14 protein-coding genes are annotated in these 18,066 nt (G+C 61.1%); 3 read left to right on the top strand and 11 right to left on the bottom strand.

The genetic code is table 11. The annotated features are described in order from the left end of the window. Window positions 1-27: 27 nt before the first annotated feature. The 5 genes from ACYU0X_RS10310 to coaE form a co-directional block, all read right to left on the bottom strand. Entirely contained in the window at window positions 28-1,062 is a 1,035-nt protein-coding gene (locus ACYU0X_RS10310) for a TerC/Alx family metal homeostasis membrane protein (RefSeq protein ID WP_461900574.1), read from the bottom strand. A gap of 324 nt (window positions 1,063-1,386) precedes the next feature. Beyond that, window positions 1,387-2,703 carry a CHRD domain-containing protein gene (locus ACYU0X_RS10315; protein WP_461900576.1) on the bottom strand — a complete coding sequence of 439 codons (1,317 nt, stop codon included), beginning with the start codon at window positions 2,701-2,703 and terminating at the stop codon, window positions 1,387-1,389. A 547-nt stretch (window positions 2,704-3,250) separates the two neighbouring features. Continuing rightward, window positions 3,251-5,338, bottom strand: a complete 2,088-nt coding sequence (uvrB, locus tag ACYU0X_RS10320) for an excinuclease ABC subunit UvrB (RefSeq protein WP_461900577.1) — start codon at window positions 5,336-5,338, stop codon at window positions 3,251-3,253. 106 nt (window positions 5,339-5,444) lie between these two features. After that, window positions 5,445-5,702, bottom strand: coding sequence for a hypothetical protein (locus ACYU0X_RS10325; RefSeq protein ID WP_418906855.1), 258 nt, complete (start codon window positions 5,700-5,702; stop codon window positions 5,445-5,447). Continuing rightward, window positions 5,699-6,289 carry a dephospho-CoA kinase gene (coaE, locus tag ACYU0X_RS10330; RefSeq protein WP_418906856.1) on the bottom strand — a complete coding sequence of 197 codons (591 nt, stop codon included), beginning with the start codon at window positions 6,287-6,289 and terminating at the stop codon, window positions 5,699-5,701. Before coaE ends, ACYU0X_RS10325 begins: the two co-directional genes overlap by 4 nt. Before the next feature lie 26 nt (window positions 6,290-6,315). Here coaE and ACYU0X_RS10335 point away from each other — a divergent pair, with 26 nt between their 5' ends. The 3 genes from ACYU0X_RS10335 (at window position 6,316) to ACYU0X_RS10345 (ending at window position 9,972) form a co-directional block, all read left to right on the top strand. After that, on the top strand, window positions 6,316-6,990 hold the full coding sequence (locus tag ACYU0X_RS10335) for a YigZ family protein (protein ID WP_461900579.1): 675 nt from the start codon (window positions 6,316-6,318) through the stop codon (window positions 6,988-6,990). Continuing rightward, a complete protein-coding gene (locus ACYU0X_RS10340) occupies window positions 6,987-8,102 on the top strand; it encodes a class I SAM-dependent methyltransferase (RefSeq protein WP_461900581.1) in 1,116 nt (371 codons plus the stop codon). The genes ACYU0X_RS10335 and ACYU0X_RS10340 overlap by 4 nt, the downstream gene beginning before the upstream one ends. A gap of 91 nt (window positions 8,103-8,193) precedes the next feature. Further along, window positions 8,194-9,972: a DUF222 domain-containing protein gene (locus ACYU0X_RS10345; RefSeq protein ID WP_461900583.1), complete on the top strand. Its 1,779-nt coding sequence runs from the start codon at window positions 8,194-8,196 to the stop codon at window positions 9,970-9,972. A gap of 67 nt (window positions 9,973-10,039) precedes the next feature. Here the strand turns inward: ACYU0X_RS10345 and rpsA are convergent, their stop codons facing one another. From rpsA to ACYU0X_RS10375, 6 genes are all read right to left on the bottom strand, one after another. Then, a complete protein-coding gene (gene rpsA, locus ACYU0X_RS10350) occupies window positions 10,040-11,506 on the bottom strand; it encodes a 30S ribosomal protein S1 (RefSeq protein ID WP_309406726.1) in 1,467 nt (488 codons plus the stop codon). 200 nt (window positions 11,507-11,706) lie between these two features. Beyond that, window positions 11,707-13,005: a GNAT family N-acetyltransferase gene (locus ACYU0X_RS10355; protein ID WP_418906860.1), complete on the bottom strand. Its 1,299-nt coding sequence runs from the start codon at window positions 13,003-13,005 to the stop codon at window positions 11,707-11,709. Between the two features lie 10 nt (window positions 13,006-13,015). Then, window positions 13,016-15,697 (bottom strand): DNA polymerase I, encoded by a 2,682-nt coding sequence (polA, locus tag ACYU0X_RS10360; protein WP_461900586.1) that lies wholly within the window; start codon window positions 15,695-15,697, stop codon window positions 13,016-13,018. Between the two features lie 75 nt (window positions 15,698-15,772). Further along, the gene (locus ACYU0X_RS10365; protein ID WP_418906862.1) at window positions 15,773-16,324 is read right to left on the bottom strand and encodes a dihydrofolate reductase family protein; all 552 of its coding nucleotides are present in this window, start codon (window positions 16,322-16,324) and stop codon (window positions 15,773-15,775) included. Between the two features lie 32 nt (window positions 16,325-16,356). Further along, window positions 16,357-16,596: a hypothetical protein gene (locus ACYU0X_RS10370; RefSeq protein WP_418906863.1), complete on the bottom strand. Its 240-nt coding sequence runs from the start codon at window positions 16,594-16,596 to the stop codon at window positions 16,357-16,359. Next, window positions 16,593-17,909 (bottom strand): inorganic phosphate transporter, encoded by a 1,317-nt coding sequence (locus ACYU0X_RS10375; protein WP_418906864.1) that lies wholly within the window; start codon window positions 17,907-17,909, stop codon window positions 16,593-16,595. Before ACYU0X_RS10375 ends, ACYU0X_RS10370 begins: the two co-directional genes overlap by 4 nt. Window positions 17,910-18,066: the final 157 nt, after the last annotated feature.

An 18,066-nucleotide genomic window follows, 5' to 3' on the forward strand; every position in this document is an offset into this window, starting at 1 on the left:
CGCCTAAGCTACCGCAACGGTTAGGGGTTAGTGCCCGTCGTTTGCGCCATTTTTCTCCGGCTCAATCGCATGGGTCGCGGCCTTCTCCGCCGCGCGACGACCCCACGGGGTCCACAGCGAGAGAATGGTTGCCACCACGATGGTGCCCAGAATGACCAGCAGCGATATGTTGGTCGGAATAACCGGAGCCCACTCGATCCCATGGCCGCCATTAATAAACGGCAGTTCGTTCTCATGCATTGCGTGGAAGACCAGCTTCACGCCGATGAACGCGAGGATGAAGGAAAGTGCGTGCTTCAAGAACACGAGTCGGTTCATGAGGCCGCCGAGCAGGAAGTACAACTGCCGCAGACCCATTAGCGCGAAGATGTTCGCAGTAAACACGATGAACGCGTACTGGGTAAGGCCGAAGATCGCCGGAATCGAGTCCACCGCGAAGAGCAGGTCGGTCATGCCGATGGTAATGAAGACCATGACCATCGGGGTGAACAGCTTCTTGCCATCAACAACGGTGCGCAACTTGGCGCCGTCGTAGTCCTTAGAGACCGGCAATTTGGCGGTCAGCTTTTTGACCAGGCCGCTTTCCTCATCTTCGTCGTCCTCATCCTTCAACTGATGCCATGCTGTCCACAGCAGGAAGGCACCGAAGATGTAGAACACCCACGAGAAGTGCTCGATCACGGCAGCGCCCAGCAGAATGAAAATCGCACGGAGAATCAGCGCGATGATGATGCCGAACATCAGCACCTCTTGCTGATACTTTCGCGGCACCGCAAAGCGGGTCATGATGATGATAAAGACAAAGAGGTTATCAATGGATAGCGAGTATTCGGTGACCCAGCCAGCGTAGAATTCCTGGCCGATATCTGGGCCCGCCTGCCACCAAAGCAGCGCACCGAAGGCTATCGCGAGAGCGATATAGAAGCCGACGAATAGGCCAGCTTCCTTCATGGATGGCTCATGCGGGCGCTTGACGACATAGAGCAAGTCGGCCAGCAGAATCAGGCAGAGAACCGCAAGAGAAATGATTTCGAATTGGAGCGTCAGTCCGGTATGACCCACGGACGACCGCCTTTCGTACTAAAGGGTTGGCAATGATCCGCAAGTCTCTCCACCGTGGTCTAATTCCACGGCCGCTGCGCCCGGTGCCTCGTCGTTGAGCCACGTGTTGACGTTCACAGCGCTTTAGGGATACTCCCCTACGCACGATAATCCAGTGTACCGCACGGCGACCTGCGCCTGTCTAGTACATGACAGCGCGACCACATCGGCTGACTAACCAGCAGGGTTTCGACAAAAGCATGGGGCGCGACCGGAGGATTCCGGATCGCGCCCCACAGGTAGAACCCAATGAACTTACTGGGTATTACCGAGTTTCCACGCTGACTAGCAAGGCTTCACGGCCCCGCTGATCGCCGCAGCGGACGAGCTGGTGGTGTGCACGTTGACCGTGAACTTGCCGGACTTCAGCGCCGCAACCTGCTCGGCAGTGAGCTCGTAGGAACCCGCGGCGCCACCACTGGTGTTACCGCTCACGGCTAGCTCCAACTCACCATCGCCGGTGTCGATCGAAGCCGAGGTCACGGCCGAGTCCATACCCGCATACAGGCAGGAAATCGAGAAGGTGTTCTCACTCAGGGTGCCCTGGCACTGACCCTTACCCGAAGCGTCGGCAGCGCCCTCAAGCAAGACCGTAAATTCGCTCTGCGCCGAGGCATCGGGGCTTTCGATCTGGTTGATCAAAGACAGCAGGCCGGAGAGCTGGTCGGCATTTAGCAGCTCCGACAGGCCTTCCTCACCCAGCAATTGAGTGACTGCATCGAGGCTCAGCAGATCGTCGGTCGATCCACCGCCCAGTAGACCACCCAGGGCATCGCCACCGAGCAGGCCGCCAACCAGGTCGCCGCCGAGCAGCCCGTCGGTGGTGTCGTCTCCGACCACGGAGGACAGCGACTCGAGAGTATTGATATTGTCGGTGATCTTTAGAATCTCAAGGATGCCAGTGGGGTTGCCGTTGGAGACATCTTCCAAGGCGGTTTCCCACAGCAGTCGCCACGTGTCGAAGTGATCACCGGCGAAGTTCTTGTACTCCTCCATATTGGTCAGCGTCTCAGGAGTGACGCGCTGCAAAATGGCCGAGGCGTCCGTGGTCTTCCACAGGTATTCGGGATCGGTAATCATTTCCGGGGAGGGCAGGCCGGGGATGATCAGGTCCGAGAGATCCGCGAGCTCCTCGGCGGAAGGCACATTCAAGGTCGTCAGGTCGTTGCTGTCGAGCGGAATGCCGATTCCTCCGCACGAGGTCAGTAGCGTGACATAGTCGGTGTTATGCCCCTTGACGTGGGAAGGATTAAAGACGGGAATCCAACCGAGTGGCCCACCGTAGATATCGATGATTGGCATTTCGGAGTTGCCGATAGCACCACTGGCCAGCGACAGGACCAGGTTCTCGTAGGCCGGATCCGTGTGGTACTCGTTGATGTGAGCGAAGCTTCCGAGAGCGGGAATGCCATCCTCGTTGGCCCACATATGCTCTAGGAAGAACTCACATGCATCGCCGCCGCCATGCCCGTCGTGCTCGCCGGCGGCATTGCCTGCCGGGGCAGCCGCTAGGCCACCGCCAACAACCAGCGTCGCTGCAGCCGCCGTCGCCGTCGAAGCTCGTAGCCACTTCTTACGGACCTGCGCAAACTTGCTCGTCATTCTATTCTCCATCTTCTCCACTGCACGCATCTCGGGGTGGAAGCCGACTCAACGTGCAGGATGCAAATTACTGTGAAGCACCTGTGTAGTGGCAACTTCACCGCCGACACTATGCAACTTGGGTCACAAGGGTCAATACTTTTCGTTAACTCTTGGATAATTACGCTGGCTAATTAGCAGCGCTATCACTGGGCAGAAATAATCAAAAAGATGGAAACATTAATATTTTGGCGAGTTTGCACATAGTTGCACTGAGCAAGAGGCAACCAAAATTTTTAGGTTAAACTACCGCCCCTAGACTGCTGAATCCGAGCAATTGCCCTCGTGTGTGGCTAGAGTGCGGACGTGCCTCGGCGAGCACCGCAAGAGAGCACATGGGCATCGACCGCAGCTCCACGCCGGCATAAAAGGCACAGCGGGGCTGGGCACAGCAGCCGTTCCGACCCCAGATTGCTCCGCGGCCCTACTAGTCCTCGAAATAAAAATGGGCGTGGGCAAAGCTCATCGCCCTGCCCACGCCCACCCTCAGCGGAATATTTACGTCGCGCTACGCGTGGCCCGCATCCGTCATCTGGCGCAGTTCTTTCTTCAGCTCGGCCACCTCGTCGCGCAACCGGGCCGCGAGTTCGAACTGCAGCTCCGCTGCTGCCGCGTGCATTTGCTCGGTCATCTGCTCGATCTGTGTCAACAGGTCCTCGGCCGGGGCCGCGGCAAGCCCGTCCTTGCGGATGGTCGATGATGCCGAGCTACGCTTGGCGTTCTTCGCCAAACGATTATTGTTCAGCAGTTCCTGAGTGTCGGCGTCTTCTCGCGCCAACTGGTCGGTGATGTCGGCGATCCGTTTACGCAAGGGTTGCGGGTCGATGCCGTGCTTTTCGTTGTGGGCACGCTGGATCGCTCGACGTCGGTTGGTTTCCTCGATGGCCTGATCCATGGCGTCGGTGATCTTGTCGGCATACATGATGACTTGGCCAGAGACGTTACGTGCAGCACGGCCAATGGTCTGAATCAACGACGTCGCCGAACGCAAGAATCCCTGCTTATCGGCGTCGAGGATCGCCACCAGGGAGACCTCTGGCAAATCCAAACCCTCGCGCAACAGGTTAATACCGACCAGCACATCGAAGGAACCCATACGCAGTTCGCGCAAAAGCTCCACACGGCGGATCGTGTCCACATCCGAGTGAAGGTACTGCACACGCACCTGATGTTCGGTCAAATAGTCGGTAAGATCCTCGGCCATACGCTTGGTCAACGTGGTCACCAGAACACGCTCGTCGCGCGCCACGCGGCTACGGATCTCATCCAGCAAATCATCGATCTGACCCTTGGTGGGTTTGACGATGATCTCCGGATCGATCAATCCGGTTGGGCGGATAATCTGCTCGACGTAACCGTCGGACTTGCCCAGTTCGTACTTGCCCGGGGTCGCGGAGAGATAGACCGTCTGCCCGATGCGTTCCAAGAACTCATCCCACTTCAGCGGGCGGTTATCCATCGCCGAGGGAAGCCGGAACCCATGCTCTACCAGGGTGCGTTTACGGGACATATCGCCCTCATACATCGCACCGATCTGTGGCACGGTGACGTGCGACTCGTCGATCACCAGCAGAAAATCGTCCGGGAAGAAGTCCAGCAAACAGTGTGGGGCGCTGCCGGCCTCGCGGCCGTCAATATGGCGCGAGTAGTTCTCGATGCCATTGCAGAAGCCCATCTGCTCCATCATTTCCAGGTCATAGGTGGTGCGCATGCGCAACCGTTGGGCCTCGACGAGCTTATTTTGCGATTCGAGTTCGCGCAGGCGCTCCCCCAACTCATTTTCAATGCTCTTGATCGCCTTGCCCATGCGTTCGGCGCCGGCGACATAGTGGCTGGCCGGGAAGATATACATTTCGTTTTCTTCGCGGATCACTTCACCGGTCACCGGGTGCAGGGTGTAGATGGCCTCGATCTCATCGCCAAAGAACTCGATGCGCAACGCCTGTTCCTCGTACATGGGGATGATCTCGACCGTATCGCCCCGTACCCGGAAAGTTCCCCGGTGGAAGTCCATGTCGTTGCGGGTGTACTGCATGGCCACGAATTGGCGCAACATATCATCGCGGTTGAGCTCCATGCCCTTCGCGACGGTCACCATCCCTGCCACATACTCTTCCGGGGTACCCAGACCGTAAATACAAGAAACCGTGGCAACCACGATGGTGTCGCGGCGCGTCAACAGGGAGTTCGTTGCCGAGTGGCGCAGGCGTTCAACTTCCTCGTTAATCGAGGAATCCTTCTCGATAAAGGTATCGGTCTGCGGCACATAGGCTTCGGGCTGGTAGTAGTCGTAATAGGAAACGAAATACTCCACCGCATTATTGGGCATAAGCTCGCGGAACTCATTGGCCAGCTGGGCGGCTAGGGTCTTGTTCTGCACCAGCACGAGCGTCGGACGCTGGACCTTTTCGACGAGCCACGCGGTGGTGGCCGACTTACCGGTACCCGTGGCACCGAGCAAGACGATGTCCTTTTCACCGGCGTTAAGCCGTTCGGCTAGTTCGGCAATGGCCTGCGGCTGATCACCGGCCGGCTCATATTCGCTGATGACCTCGAACGGGGCGACGACACGCTTAATCGGTTGCGCAAGACTCATGGTTCCAGCATAACCACGCCATCCCCCAAGTCGTACCGTTCCTAGCCAGCTACCACCGTGGCCTCAGGTGTTTTTCGTCGCCGGTCCTCTGGGGTTCGTTGCTGCCCTACCGTCGACGCCGGAGTTGACGGGTCGCGGCACGAGTGGCGGCCCGAGTAATAAAGCGCGCATAGAACGTCACGGCCAGCACCGTTGCGCTGAGCACACCGGCCAGCGCCAGCCACCCAGCCACGTAAACGCGCGCCGAATAGGGCCCCTCGCTAGCCCCGAACTCGTCACGTGCACCAAAGCCGAGCCAGATCACCAGCGACACGGCAAAACAGCCAAACATCGCCCATCGCGAAATACTCAGAGTTAGTTTCATGCGCTCACCAGCACCTGGAAGTTCGCGTCCACCTGATCACGCAGGGACTCAAGGCTCCCGTCGTTCTGCAACAGCACGTCGGCAACCGCGGCACGCTGCTCGTCGGAGGCCTGCGCGTCGATTCGAGCTTCGGCCTCCTGACGGGTCATCGCCCGATGCTCAAGCATCCGCGCAATCCGTAGTTCACGCGGCGCCACGACGACCCACACGCTATCGAAACGTTCGGCCTGTCCGGTTTCCACCAACAAGGGTATGTCTTCCACCACGACCTCAGCGGCGAGCGCGGCCTCACGTTGCCGAGTCGCCTCCGCCCTCACCAGCGGATGCACGATCGCATTCAACGCCTCGCGGGCCTGCGGGTCGGCAAACACGAGGCTTCCCAGCGCCGGCCGGTCCAACGAACCATCGGGCCCTAACACCTTCTCGCCGAAGCGTTCGCAAATCGCCGCGAGTCCGGGCGTGCCGGGCAACACCACGGCCCGGGCAATGGCGTCGGCGTCGATCAACACCGCCCCCAGTTCAACCAGGCGCTGCGCTACCGTCGATTTCCCCGAGGCGATGCCTCCGGTCAGTCCCACATGGATCATGTCCCCAAGACTACTAAACTGGTTAGGTGAGTAGCGAAAACCCGGCGGCCAGCCGCTATACAACGATCGCCACGGATGTTCTCCACGAGGTGGAGATCAAACGTTCGCGGTTCATCACCTACCTGCGCCGGGTGAGCGACGAACCAGCCGCGCGCGAACTGGTTGCCGAACTGCGCAAAAGTTACTTCGACGCCCGGCACCACTGCAGTGCATTCGTACTCGGCGCGGACCGCATGGTGCAACGTTCCAGCGATGACGGCGAACCCTCGGGGACCGCTGGCATCCCGATGCTGGAGGCGCTGACCAAACGCGACACCGGGCAGGGCACCGACCTATCGGATATCGTCGCGGTCTGCGTGCGCTACTTCGGCGGTATCAAGCTCGGCGCCGGCGGGCTGGTTCGCGCCTATTCGGATTCGGTCTCCCAAGCGTTGGAACAGGCGCAGCTCTTGCGAGTTCAGCGCATGCATCGTTACACGCTGGACACCACGCACGCGCAGGCACCGCGCTACGAAAACGAGTTACGCGCCGCTGGCTTCCAGGTGGGCGAGACCACCTGGCATCCCGAGAGCGCGCAGCTCATGCTGGCCATCGCCGACGAGCCCGGGCGCAAGGAGACGTTGGAAACCCATATCGCCTCACTGACCGCCGGGACCGGCACCTTGAACTATCTCGATCAACGATGGGTGGACCTACCGTGACCTCTGTGCTCGATTCGCTACGCCGTTGGCCCGACGTCGAAGCCGAGAACCTGCATGCCGTCGACGCCGCCGACCGGCTCATCCTCGATACGGTGCACCAGTGGCCGGACACCGTGGCGGTGCTCGGGGACCATTACGGTGCCCTCACCCTTGGCGCCTTGGAGGCCGGGGCCAAGCGAGTGGTGGTGCACACCGATGCGCTCACCGCACGCCGCTCCATCGCGGCAAACCTTGAGCGGCTGCGACCCGACTGGCTGACGCGTGTGGACTTCCGGGACCCGGAGGATACGGTGCGCGGCGCCGAACTCGTGCTGCTCCCCTTGCCCCGTGGTCTGGATGTCCTGCAGGAATACGCACACCTGATTGCCTCGCTGGCTTCGGCCGAGGTGGTGGTGCACGCGGGCGGGCGCATTAAACATATGAACCTGAGCATGAACGAGGTCTTGGCCACGATGTTCGAGCGCGTGGACGTCTCGCTGGCTCGTCAGAAGTCCCGGGTGCTCAGCTGCCGAACCCCACGCAGCGCACTTCCCGAGCCGCAGTATCCGCAGCGCCGCACCCACCGGGTCGGCGACACGCAGTTCACCCTGATCGCCGGGGCGCAGACCTTTGGGCAGGCCCGACTCGACCCGGGCACCCGGCTACTGCTCGAACACCTACCGGACTTGGACGACGAACCCCGGCTGTTGGATCTGGCGTGCGGCAACGGCAGCATCGGTATCGTCGCCGCGCTGCGCTACCCGGGGCTGGAAGTCACCGCCAGCGATCATTCGGCGGCCGCGGTGCACGCCACCCGGGCCGGTGCCGCGGCCAACGGTCTTGCGGCGCGGATCGAGGCGCGGCAGGACGACGCGCTGAGCTCATGGCCCGACGCGTCGGCCTCACTGATCACCCTGAATCCCCCGTTCCATATGGGCAATACGGTGCACGCGGGCATTGCGTTGAAACTTATCGACGACGCGGCCCGTGTGCTGCGTGACGGTGGCCGACTGATCTGCGTCTACAACTCGCATCTGCGCTATCGCGCCGAGCTCTCCCGGCGAGTCGGTCCCACCCAGCAGCTGGCACGTAACGAGAAGTTCACCCTCACCCTTTCAACCCGCCGACGCTAACCACACCGTTTTCAGCGCACCTCCCCCGCGCTTATCCACAGTGCGCCCACCGTCTACGGGATCCAGCTAGTTTGTGCGGTGTACTTGGCTCATGCAGCAGCGCACGTGCACCGAAGCAATCGAGCTGCTCGGGCAGGTTCTTGCAACCCCCGGGCGGCTCGAAGCCGAGGACCAACTGCGCCTGGCACGTCTGGCGGTGGACATTGGACAAACGCTCAGTACCTTGCCGGTCGACGATCCACGCACCGCGCTGCTGCTGGCCGGCCTCGCCGAATCGCTGCACCACAGCAGCACGCGGCTTCAGATTCAGTCTGCCCACCTCGTGGAAAGCACCCAGGCGCACACCTTGGAGGCCGACGAACTCGAGGAACTGCGCGCCTGTGAACAGCGCGGCACCCTTCCGGAACTTCGGCAGCCGCCACGGCGTTGCACGGGCCGAGCAACGTGCAAGGATCCCGCCGCGTTATTGAGCGCTTGGCTCACCATCGACGGTTTCGCAGCCCAACGGCGCATCGACGACGCCCACTACGTCATCGGCCAGTTCGATATGCACGCAAACCCGTGCGGACCGCAATTTACCCGCATTGCGCAACGTTTCCACGACAAAACCTACCCGCCGCAACAGGCCCTCAACCTCGCCCGCCGGCTCGCCAAGCTCGAAACCCGTTCGGCCGACGAAAGCGAGCTCCCGGGCGCTACGGCGCTGACAACGAGCGGCAAACTCGTCGAGAAGGCCGCCGACGAACTACTCGACGAACCGGATCTGCGCACCCGCACGAGCGAACTGAACAAACTCTTCAAGGCGGCACGCACCCAACGCCTCACCCAAGATCCGAGCGTCGAGGCCGGGCTCTTCCGCCGCGGCGAAAAACATGGTCTGCAGCACTACGAGCTTCTGGTTCAGGCCAGCGACGCCGAGGTTCTCGAGTCGCTCATCGTTCAGGCCGACAACCCGCGGACCAAGGCAGGTAGCGCAAGCCGCCAACCGGTACCGGACGGCACCGCTGCGGCACCGAGCGAGTACCCCGATTTCCTCACTCCGGCCGAAGCCAACCTCGGGCTCTGGAAGCCCATGCGTGAGCCAAGTGTTGGTCAACGCCGGCTCAAGGCTCTGCTGAATCTGCTCCAGTTTGATCTTCGCAAGCTTTCGGCCGGCACTGCACTCCACTGCGCCGAAGGCGAGCAAGATCTGGCGGACGGCACCGCTGAGACTTCCAATCCAGACGATGTGTCGCCCCTGGCCCCCGCAACGTCACCGGTCGAATCGCCAGCCCCTTCGGCGCTAGTGAGACCCACCGTCATCGTGCATTTGAAACTCGACGAGCTACTTGGCTTGGCGGATTCGGCCGGTGTCACCGAACATGGCTTGAATCTGACGGCCGCCGAACTCCGGCAGGTGCTAGCGAAGGCACAAATCATCCCGCTGGTGCTCGGGTCCCGCGGCGAAGTGTTGGATATTGGGCGCGCCGGCAGGCAGTTCCCGCGCGCCATGAGACGGGCAATCAAGGCACGAGACCGAGGGTGCGTGGTGCCTGGCTGCACCGTGCCGGTGGAATTGTGCGAAATCCACCATATTCAGTGGTGGTCGCGTGGTGGCCCGACCTCGGTCGCGAACGGAATGTGCGTCTGCAAAACACACCATATGGATATCCACGCCGGGCTGATTACTGCCTTGCCCAACCACGGGCTGCCGATGGTCATCCTGCCGCGCTACCAAGATCCGGAGCAAAAGCCACGTCGCAACCGGATCAACCAGCGAGCATTCGAGCTTTCCGCAACCGAGCCTCGAGCACCCGAGGCGCCTCCCATCGTGACCGTCGACCCCGGCGCTACGGCCGACGGCACCGGACGATCACCGTCCACGGAATAAACGAAAGGCCCAACCCGCGACGGGTTGGGCCTTTCGGCGATGCTCAACGAGAGTGAGCGGTCAACAATTAGTTGCCGGTCAGCTTCTCACGCAGGGCAGCCAGTGCTTCATCCGAAGCCAGGGTGCCTGCGTCGGTGGCTGGAGCCTCCGAGGAGTACGAAGCCGGTGCGGCTTCGGCGGCTACCGGCTCGGCAGCAGCGTCGGCTGCAACAGCAGCGGCAACCTGCTTCTTGTGAGCTTCCCAACGCTCCTGAGCGGCAGCGTACTGTGCCTCCCAAGCAGCGCGCTGGGTCTCGAAGCCCTCGAGCCACTCGTTGGACTCCGGGTCGAAGCCCTCTGGGTACTTGTAGTTGCCCTCTTCGTCGTACTCGGCAGCCATGCCGTACAGCGCCGGGTCGAACTCGGTGCCCTCTGGGTCAACGCCCTCGTTAGCCTGCTTGAGCGACAGCGAGATGCGGCGGCGCTCCAGGTCGATGTCGATGACCTTGACGAACAGCTCGTCGCCCACGGAGACAACCTGCTCGGCCAGCTCGACGTGGCGCACAGCCAGCTCGGAGATGTGAACCAGACCCTCGATGCCGTCCTCGACGCGCACGAACGCACCGAACGGAACCAGCTTGGTGACCTTACCCGGCACAACCTGGCCCAGGGCGTGGGTGCGGGCGAAGGTCTGCCATGGATCTTCCTGGGTAGCCTTCAGCGACAGCGAGACGCGCTCGCGGTCCAGGTCGACCTCGAGAACCTCGACGGTGACTTCCTGGCCAACCTCGACAACCTCGGACGGGTGGTCGATGTGCTTCCAGGACAGCTCGGAAACGTGGACCAGACCGTCCACGCCACCCAGGTCCACGAAGGCACCGAAGTTGACGATGGAGGAGACGACGCCCGGGCGAACCTGGCCCTTCTCCAGCTTGTTGAGGAAGGTCGAACGAACCTCGGACTGGGTCTGCTCGAGCCATGCACGGCGGGACAGCACAACGTTGTTGCGGTTCTTGTCCAGCTCGATGATCTTGGCTTCGATCTCCTGGCCGATGTAAGGGGCCAGATCGCGTACGCGACGCATCTCGACCAGCGATGCCGGCAGGAAGCCGCGCAGGCCGATGTCCAGGATGAGGCCACCCTTGACAACCTCGATGACGGTACCGGTAACGACGCCGTCCTCTTCCTTGATCTTTTCGATATCGCCCCAAGCACGCTCGTACTGAGCACGCTTCTTGGACAAGATCAGACGGCCTTCCTTGTCTTCCTTGGTCAGCACGAGGGCTTCGACGTTGTCACCAACGGTGACAACTTCGCCCGGATCAACGTCGTGCTTGATGGAAAGCTCGCGGGAAGGGATGACACCTTCGGTCTTGTAACCGATGTCGAGCAGGACCTCGTCGTGGTCAACCTTGACGACGGTGCCTTCGACGAGGTCACCATCGTTGAAGTACTTGATGGTGGCATCGACGGCGGCCAAGAAGTCCTCAGCAGTTCCAATGTCGTTGATGGCAACGACAGGTGCGCTGTTGTTCTCGTTCGAGGTGATGGTCATGTAGTAGGGACTCCGATGTGGATAGTTTATGGTCAGTCGAAACCCCGGAAGTCCCGGAATTTCGAGGTGTGTACTGCTTAGGGGCGTGCATGGCAAAGCCACGGCACACTTATCCATCCTACGCGCACCACTGCGCGCGGTCAAAGTCAAGTCGGATCGCCCCGAGACATTCTCGGGGTAATTCTCGACACATCCCGCCGCTAGAATTCGAACGGCGTATACGGCGTGCTGTGCGCCTCGAAAATCCGCCGTGCGCTCGATTCATCGGCCCCGGTGCGCCATGTCGCGGCACCCGCCTCGAGCAGATCCCCGATCGACCACTGGCCCAGATACAACCTGCCCAGTTCCGCCACATCAAGGCTGAGCATCGGCAGCTCGCCATATTCCTCGGCGGCAACGCGGCAGACCGTTGGCTGGCCGCTGGTGACTTCGAGCAGATAGATTCCTTCCGCAATGCCTAAACGGTCGGCGACGTTTACAAGCAAGCGTCCGTCGTTGACGTATCCGCGTGCCGTGAGCGCGGCCACCGGGTTGAGCACGCGCAACCACAACGAGTCCTCCAGCGACCGCACGGTGTATTGGCGCTCGTCGCGTAGCTGAAGCCGCAAGGGTTCGTGCACCGGGCCCGAGCCGCGGATTTGTTCGATCAGGTCGTGGTTGGCCAGATGCTGCAGCAAGGCGACCCGTGCTTGTGCTGTGCTCGCCACTAGGCCGCGGATCTGCATGGTGTCGGCGCCCTGATGATCGGCGTACTTGTAGCACACCATCCCAGTGATTTGTTGGTGCTCATCCCGATAGGCGGCCCAGCGTAAGTTCTTCGGCTCGGTGAGGGTATCCCATCCGTCCCACTGCCCCAGCAGGTATCCCTCGTCGAAGGGAGCGGCATCCACGGCACCGAAACTGCTATGCAGGGTCCGTTCGGCCAACTCCTGAAAGGCGCCGTCCATCCGCTGGCCGGTGACTTCTTCCACGCGACCAGGCACGGGGAAACGTAGTTCCAGACCCTGTCGGCAGTGCACGGTAAAGGCGGCCCGGTAGCTGGCCGCGCCAAAGCCGAACCGTCCATAAATCCCCGCCTCGCTGGCAGTCAGTACCGCCAACGGGTACTGCTCGGCAGCCTCCCGCAGATCGGCAGCGATCTGCTGCGAAAGCAATCCCTTGCGGCGGTAGGCCGGACTCACGGTGACGGCCGTGATCTTATGCACCGGTACCGGGTTCGCTCCCCCGGCATTTAGTCGTCCACCGAATCCGGCGTAGGTCAGCACCGGATCTTCGGCATGCCGACTCTCGGGCGACGCCGAGCGGTCAAATACCATCCGCATCAGCAGACGCTGAGCACGGGCGATCTTTAAGAAAACCTCGCGGCCTGCGGCCTCGGTCACCGCCTCATGGAATCCGATAGCGGTGGCACGCTGGAACTGTTCGACAACACCGGCCGTATCTGAACTTGGGTCATCGGCGCGGCGCACCTGGGTTTCGAACTCTTCGGAAACGCTCATCTATTTCTCCTTAGTGGGCCGCATCGTGCCAGGTGGCACCGGTACCGGGCTGCACGTCAAGCGGTACCCGAAGTTGCGCGGCATGCTCCATCTCATAGGTCACCAGCTCGGTCACCGCGTCCAATTCGCCCGGGGCGATTTCCACGACGAGTTCGTCATGGACCTGGAGCAGCATCCGCGAGGAGAACTTTCCTTCGCGAAGCCGCCGGTCGACATTGAGCATGGCGATCTTCACCAGATCGGCCGCGGAGCCCTGAATCGGCGCGTTCAGCGCGGCGCGTTCAGCGATCTGACGCAGGTTACGGTCCGAACTGTTCAGCTCTGGCAAGTAGCGACGACGCCCGAAGATCGTTTCCGTGTAGCCATCACGACGTGCCTGCTCCACCACGGAACGTAGATAGGTGCGCACGGCACCGAATCGATCAAAGTAGTCCTTCATCAGCGTGCGCGCTTCGTCGACGGAAATTTTAAGCTGCTTGGACAAGCCGAAGGAACTCAACCCGTAGGCCAAGCCGTAGCTCATCGCCTTGACCTTCGAGCGCATCTCCGAGGTGACATCTTCCGGAGCGACGTCAAAGACGCGCGAGCCGACATAGCGGTGCAGATCCTCGCCGTTCTGGTAGGCCTCGATCAGACCCTCGTCACCGGATAGGTGCGCCATGATACGCATTTCGATCTGCGAGTAGTCCACGGTCAGTAGGGTTTCGTAGCCTTCGCCGACGACGAACACATCGCGAATGCGTCGGCCCTGCTCGGAGCGAATCGGGATGTTCTGCAAGTTCGGGTTCAGGCTGGAGAGTCGGCCGGTGGCCGCTACGGTCTGTGCGTAGGTGGTGTGAATCCGTCCGTCTTGGGTGACGAACTTCAGCAGACCATCCACCGTCTGACGTAGCTTGCTGGCGTCGCGGTACTCCATCAGCGCCACCAGGAACGGATGTTCGGTGCTGATCAACAAGTCCTGCAAGGATTCGGCGTCGGTGGTGTACCCGGTTTTGATCTTCTTGGTCTTCGGCAACTGCAACTCTTCGAACAGCACCACCTGCAGCTGCTTGGGGCTCGAGAGGTTAACCTCATGGCCGATCGCCGCATAGGCTCCAGCCGTGGCACGCTCGACCAGGGTCGTGAAGTGCTCGCGCAGCTCCAGCAGGCGTTCGCGGCTCACGGCCACACCAGCTTGCTCCATGTCGAAGAGCACCGGAATCAGTGGCAATTCCATGTCGCGGGCCAATGCGTCGGCGTGCTTCTGCGCCATTTCGGTGTCCAGGTACGCCGAAAGGTCGTGCACCGCCTGGGCCTGACGCAGAGTTGGCTCGGCCAAATCACCGCTCAGCTGCAGGTCGAGTTCACCGGCCTTCGGTGCCGGAGGCTTCGCCAGCGCGTAGCCCAGATGGTACTGCACCAGATCGGCAAGCTCGTGGCTCCGGCGATCCGGTTGGATCAGGTAGGCGCTGATCAGCGTGTCGTCGGCAATGCCGGCCAGTGTCAGGCCGTGCTGGTGCAACAGGTGCATCGCGGCCTTGGAGTCATGGAGCACCTTAGGCTGATTCTCATCGGCTAGGAACTCGGAGAGCACGGCACGGCGCGGTTCATCCAACGCCCCAAGTTCGAGCCAGCATCCATCCAATTCCCGGAAGAGAGCCAGACCAACCAGCTCACCACCAACCACCGCGAGGTGTACGGTAATGCGCTGATCTTTGCCAGCGGATAGGAGCTCTTTGAGCTCCGCGACACTGGCCACGGAAATCTCATTGATTTCCGCGACCTCCACCTGTGTCTCTTCTTCCGCTGCCGCAAAGTGGTCGAAGAGTCGTTTACGCAGGGTGTTGAATTCCAACGCGTCGAAAAGATTCTCGATCTCTTCGCGATTCGGCGTACCGAGTTCGGTATCGTCCAGCGTCACCGGCAGCTCGAGATCGCCAAGTAGTTGGTTCAGTCGACGGTTACGCTTCACGCTCTCGACATGCTCGCGGAGGCTTTCGCCGACCTTGCCCTTGATCGAGTCAATATTCTCCAGCACACCATCGAGGTCACCGTAGAGGTTCAGCCACTTGGCGGCCGTCTTCGGGCCAACGCCCGGCACGCCGGGCAGGTTATCGGCCGATTCGCCAACCAGCGCGGCCAGATCCGAATAACGTTCCGGGCGTACAAGGTATTTGGCCTCGATCGCTTCGGCGTCCATCGGCGGGATGTCGCTAATACCCTTCTTCGGGTAGAGCACCAGAGTCTTGTCGGTGATCAGCTGGAAAGCATCGCGATCCCCGGAGACCACCAACACCTCAAAGCCGGCGGCTTCGCCCTGCTTGGAGAGCGTGGCCAGAATATCGTCCGCCTCGTAGCCATCAAGCGAGATGCACGGAATATTCATCGCCTTCATGACCTGCTGGATCAGGTCGATCTGACCGTAAAACTCCTCGGGGGTCTTATTACGCCCACCCTTGTACTCGCCATACTCGGTCGACCGGAACGTCGGAGTATCGAGGTCGAAGGCCACCGCCACGTGGGTGGGCTTCTGTTGCCGGAGCATCGTCAGCAGCATCGAGACGAAACCGTGCACGGCGTTGGTGTGTTGCCCGGTGCTCGTCGCAAAGTTTTCGGCCGGCAGCGCATAGAAGGCGCGGAATGCCATGGAGTGGCCGTCGATGATCAGCAGTCGTTTGTCCGACGATTCGTGCGTCGTGGTTGTTTCGCTCACACCTGCCAGCCTAGTGGGCTGAGTAGACATTTTCACTTCCGAAACGGCGAAATTTTCGCCACAACCCGGCTCCGGTCAGGCACGCTCGATGCTGTAACCAGCCAGACGCATGCCGTGGGATAGTTGCTCGGCCTCTAGCAGCCGCACCCGCGCCTTGACGTTTCGACCGATCAGCGGGTGCCCCGAACCGAGCAACACCGGATAGGTCAGCACCCAAATTTCATCAAGCACCCCGGCATCGAGCAGTGCACCGGCGATATCGGAACCGCCAAAGACCCACACGTCCTTGGCTCCGGCACTGCTTGCAATGTCGTCATGCCAGAAACTTTCGCTACCCCTGATGAAGGTCAGGTCGGCAACGGCAACGGTAGGCAGTTCGTGGTGGGTAAAAACCCAAACCGGCAGGCGCCCAAAGGGCCAGCTTCGACTACCTTCGGCCACCTCGCGGGCGATCCCCGCATAGGCCTTGCCGCCGATGACAACGGCCCCAATTCCTTGGGCAAACGCGCGGTAGGTGTCCGCGACCTGCTCTTCAACCTCCGGCTCCGAAGACCACAAAGACAGCCCCTCTCGATCGGCAATCAATCCGTCGAGAGAGGCTGTCACAAAGTATTTGAAGCTCGTCATGGCACCAGTGTATGCCTTAGCTCACAGGCCGGTCAGCTAAAGCCGAGAATGTTCTCACTCAGCACTGGAACGATCAACACGATGCCGAACAACACGATCAACCCGCACACGGCAAAGAAGAAAACTGCGCCGATCTTGTTGAGCATGGCGGTCGAGCCACCATCGCGCGCAACGGCCAGAAGACGCACGGCGAACGAGTATGCTGCGACGATGCACATGGCCGAGACCCAGGTGACAACGGCAACGATGCCAAAGGCTGCCCAATCGATCATTTCTTCTGTCCCTTCTCGGTGCCCTGCGTCGAATCAGTGCCAGATTCGGTCTCACCGGACGTCTCGGACGACACCGCCGCTGGTTGTTTCGCCTGCTTGGCGGCCTTCTGTTCCTTTTCGGCGGCCTTGCGTGCGGCCCGCTCGCGCTTGCGGCGTTCCTTCTTCGACAAAATGTTGACCGCGGCACCCGAGTTATCGATATCGCTCATGGCGTTCTCGTGGCCAACCACCTCACGGCGAGACAGCACCCAGAAGACCACCAGTACGCCTACACCCAGAACAGCAACGGCTACGACACCGATGGTTCCTAGGTGGGCCAACGCTGCGGCAACGCCGCCAACAATCGCTGCGGCCGGCAGCGTGAACAGCCAACCCAATGCGATACGTCCGGCGGTTCCCCAACGCACTTCGGCGCCCTTACGGCCCAGCCCCGAACCGATCACGGAACCGGAGGCCACCTGAGTGGTGGACAGGGCGAAGCCCAAGTGCGAGGAGGCGAGGATTGCAGAAGCCGTGGACACCTCGGCAGAGAAACCCTGTGCGGGCTTCACGTCCGTCAGGCCGGAGCCCATGGTGCGGATGATGCGCCAGCCACCGGTGTAGGTACCCAGTGCGATAGCCAGGGCACAGCTGGCAATAACCCACATGTGCGGGCCGGTGTTTGCTTCCTGCAGGCCAGAGGCCACCAGGGTCAGGGTGATAACACCCATGGTCTTCTGCGCATCGTTGGTACCGTGCGCCAGCGCCACCAGCGAGGAGGAGAAGATCTGGCCGTAGCGGAATCCGCCACGCTTCGGGGAGCTACCGGACTGACGGCGGGTAATCGAGTAGGCAAGCTTGGTGCACAGGTAGGCCGAAACACCGGCAATGACCGGGGCGCACAGTGCGGGCAGCAGCACTTTGGACAGCAAGACGCCGTAGTCCACGGCGCCAAAGCCGGCGCCGACGATGGCCGCACCGACCAGGCCGCCGAACAGGGCGTGCGAGGAGCTGGAGGGAAGACCCAGCAACCAGGTCAGCACATTCCAAATGACGGCGCCCATGAGGCCCGCGAAGATCATATCCGGGGTAATACTCACCCCGGTCGCGGCATCCTCGTTGATAATGCCGCCGGAAATAGTCTTGGCCACTTCGGTGGACAAGAACGCACCGACGAGGTTCAAAATTGCGGCGAGAAGCACCGCTTTTTTCGGGGTGATGGCCCCGGTGGCGATGGGGGTGGCCATCGCATTAGCAGTGTCATGGAAACCATTGGTGAAGTCGAAGAACAACGCCAATGAAATGACAAGGACGACGATAAGCGTCAAATCCATGTAGTACCAGCCTGGGGGTCGTGTGACAAAAGATCAGGTCTACCTAAAGGTGCCGCACTCCCCGACGCATTCACGCATCATGCAATTGGGCAGCAACTCTCCAGGCGCAGAATCAATCTTATGCCCCCTGAACCATGAGTCAATCTGGTAACCACCT

The organism is Glutamicibacter sp. X7 (assembly GCF_054889245.1).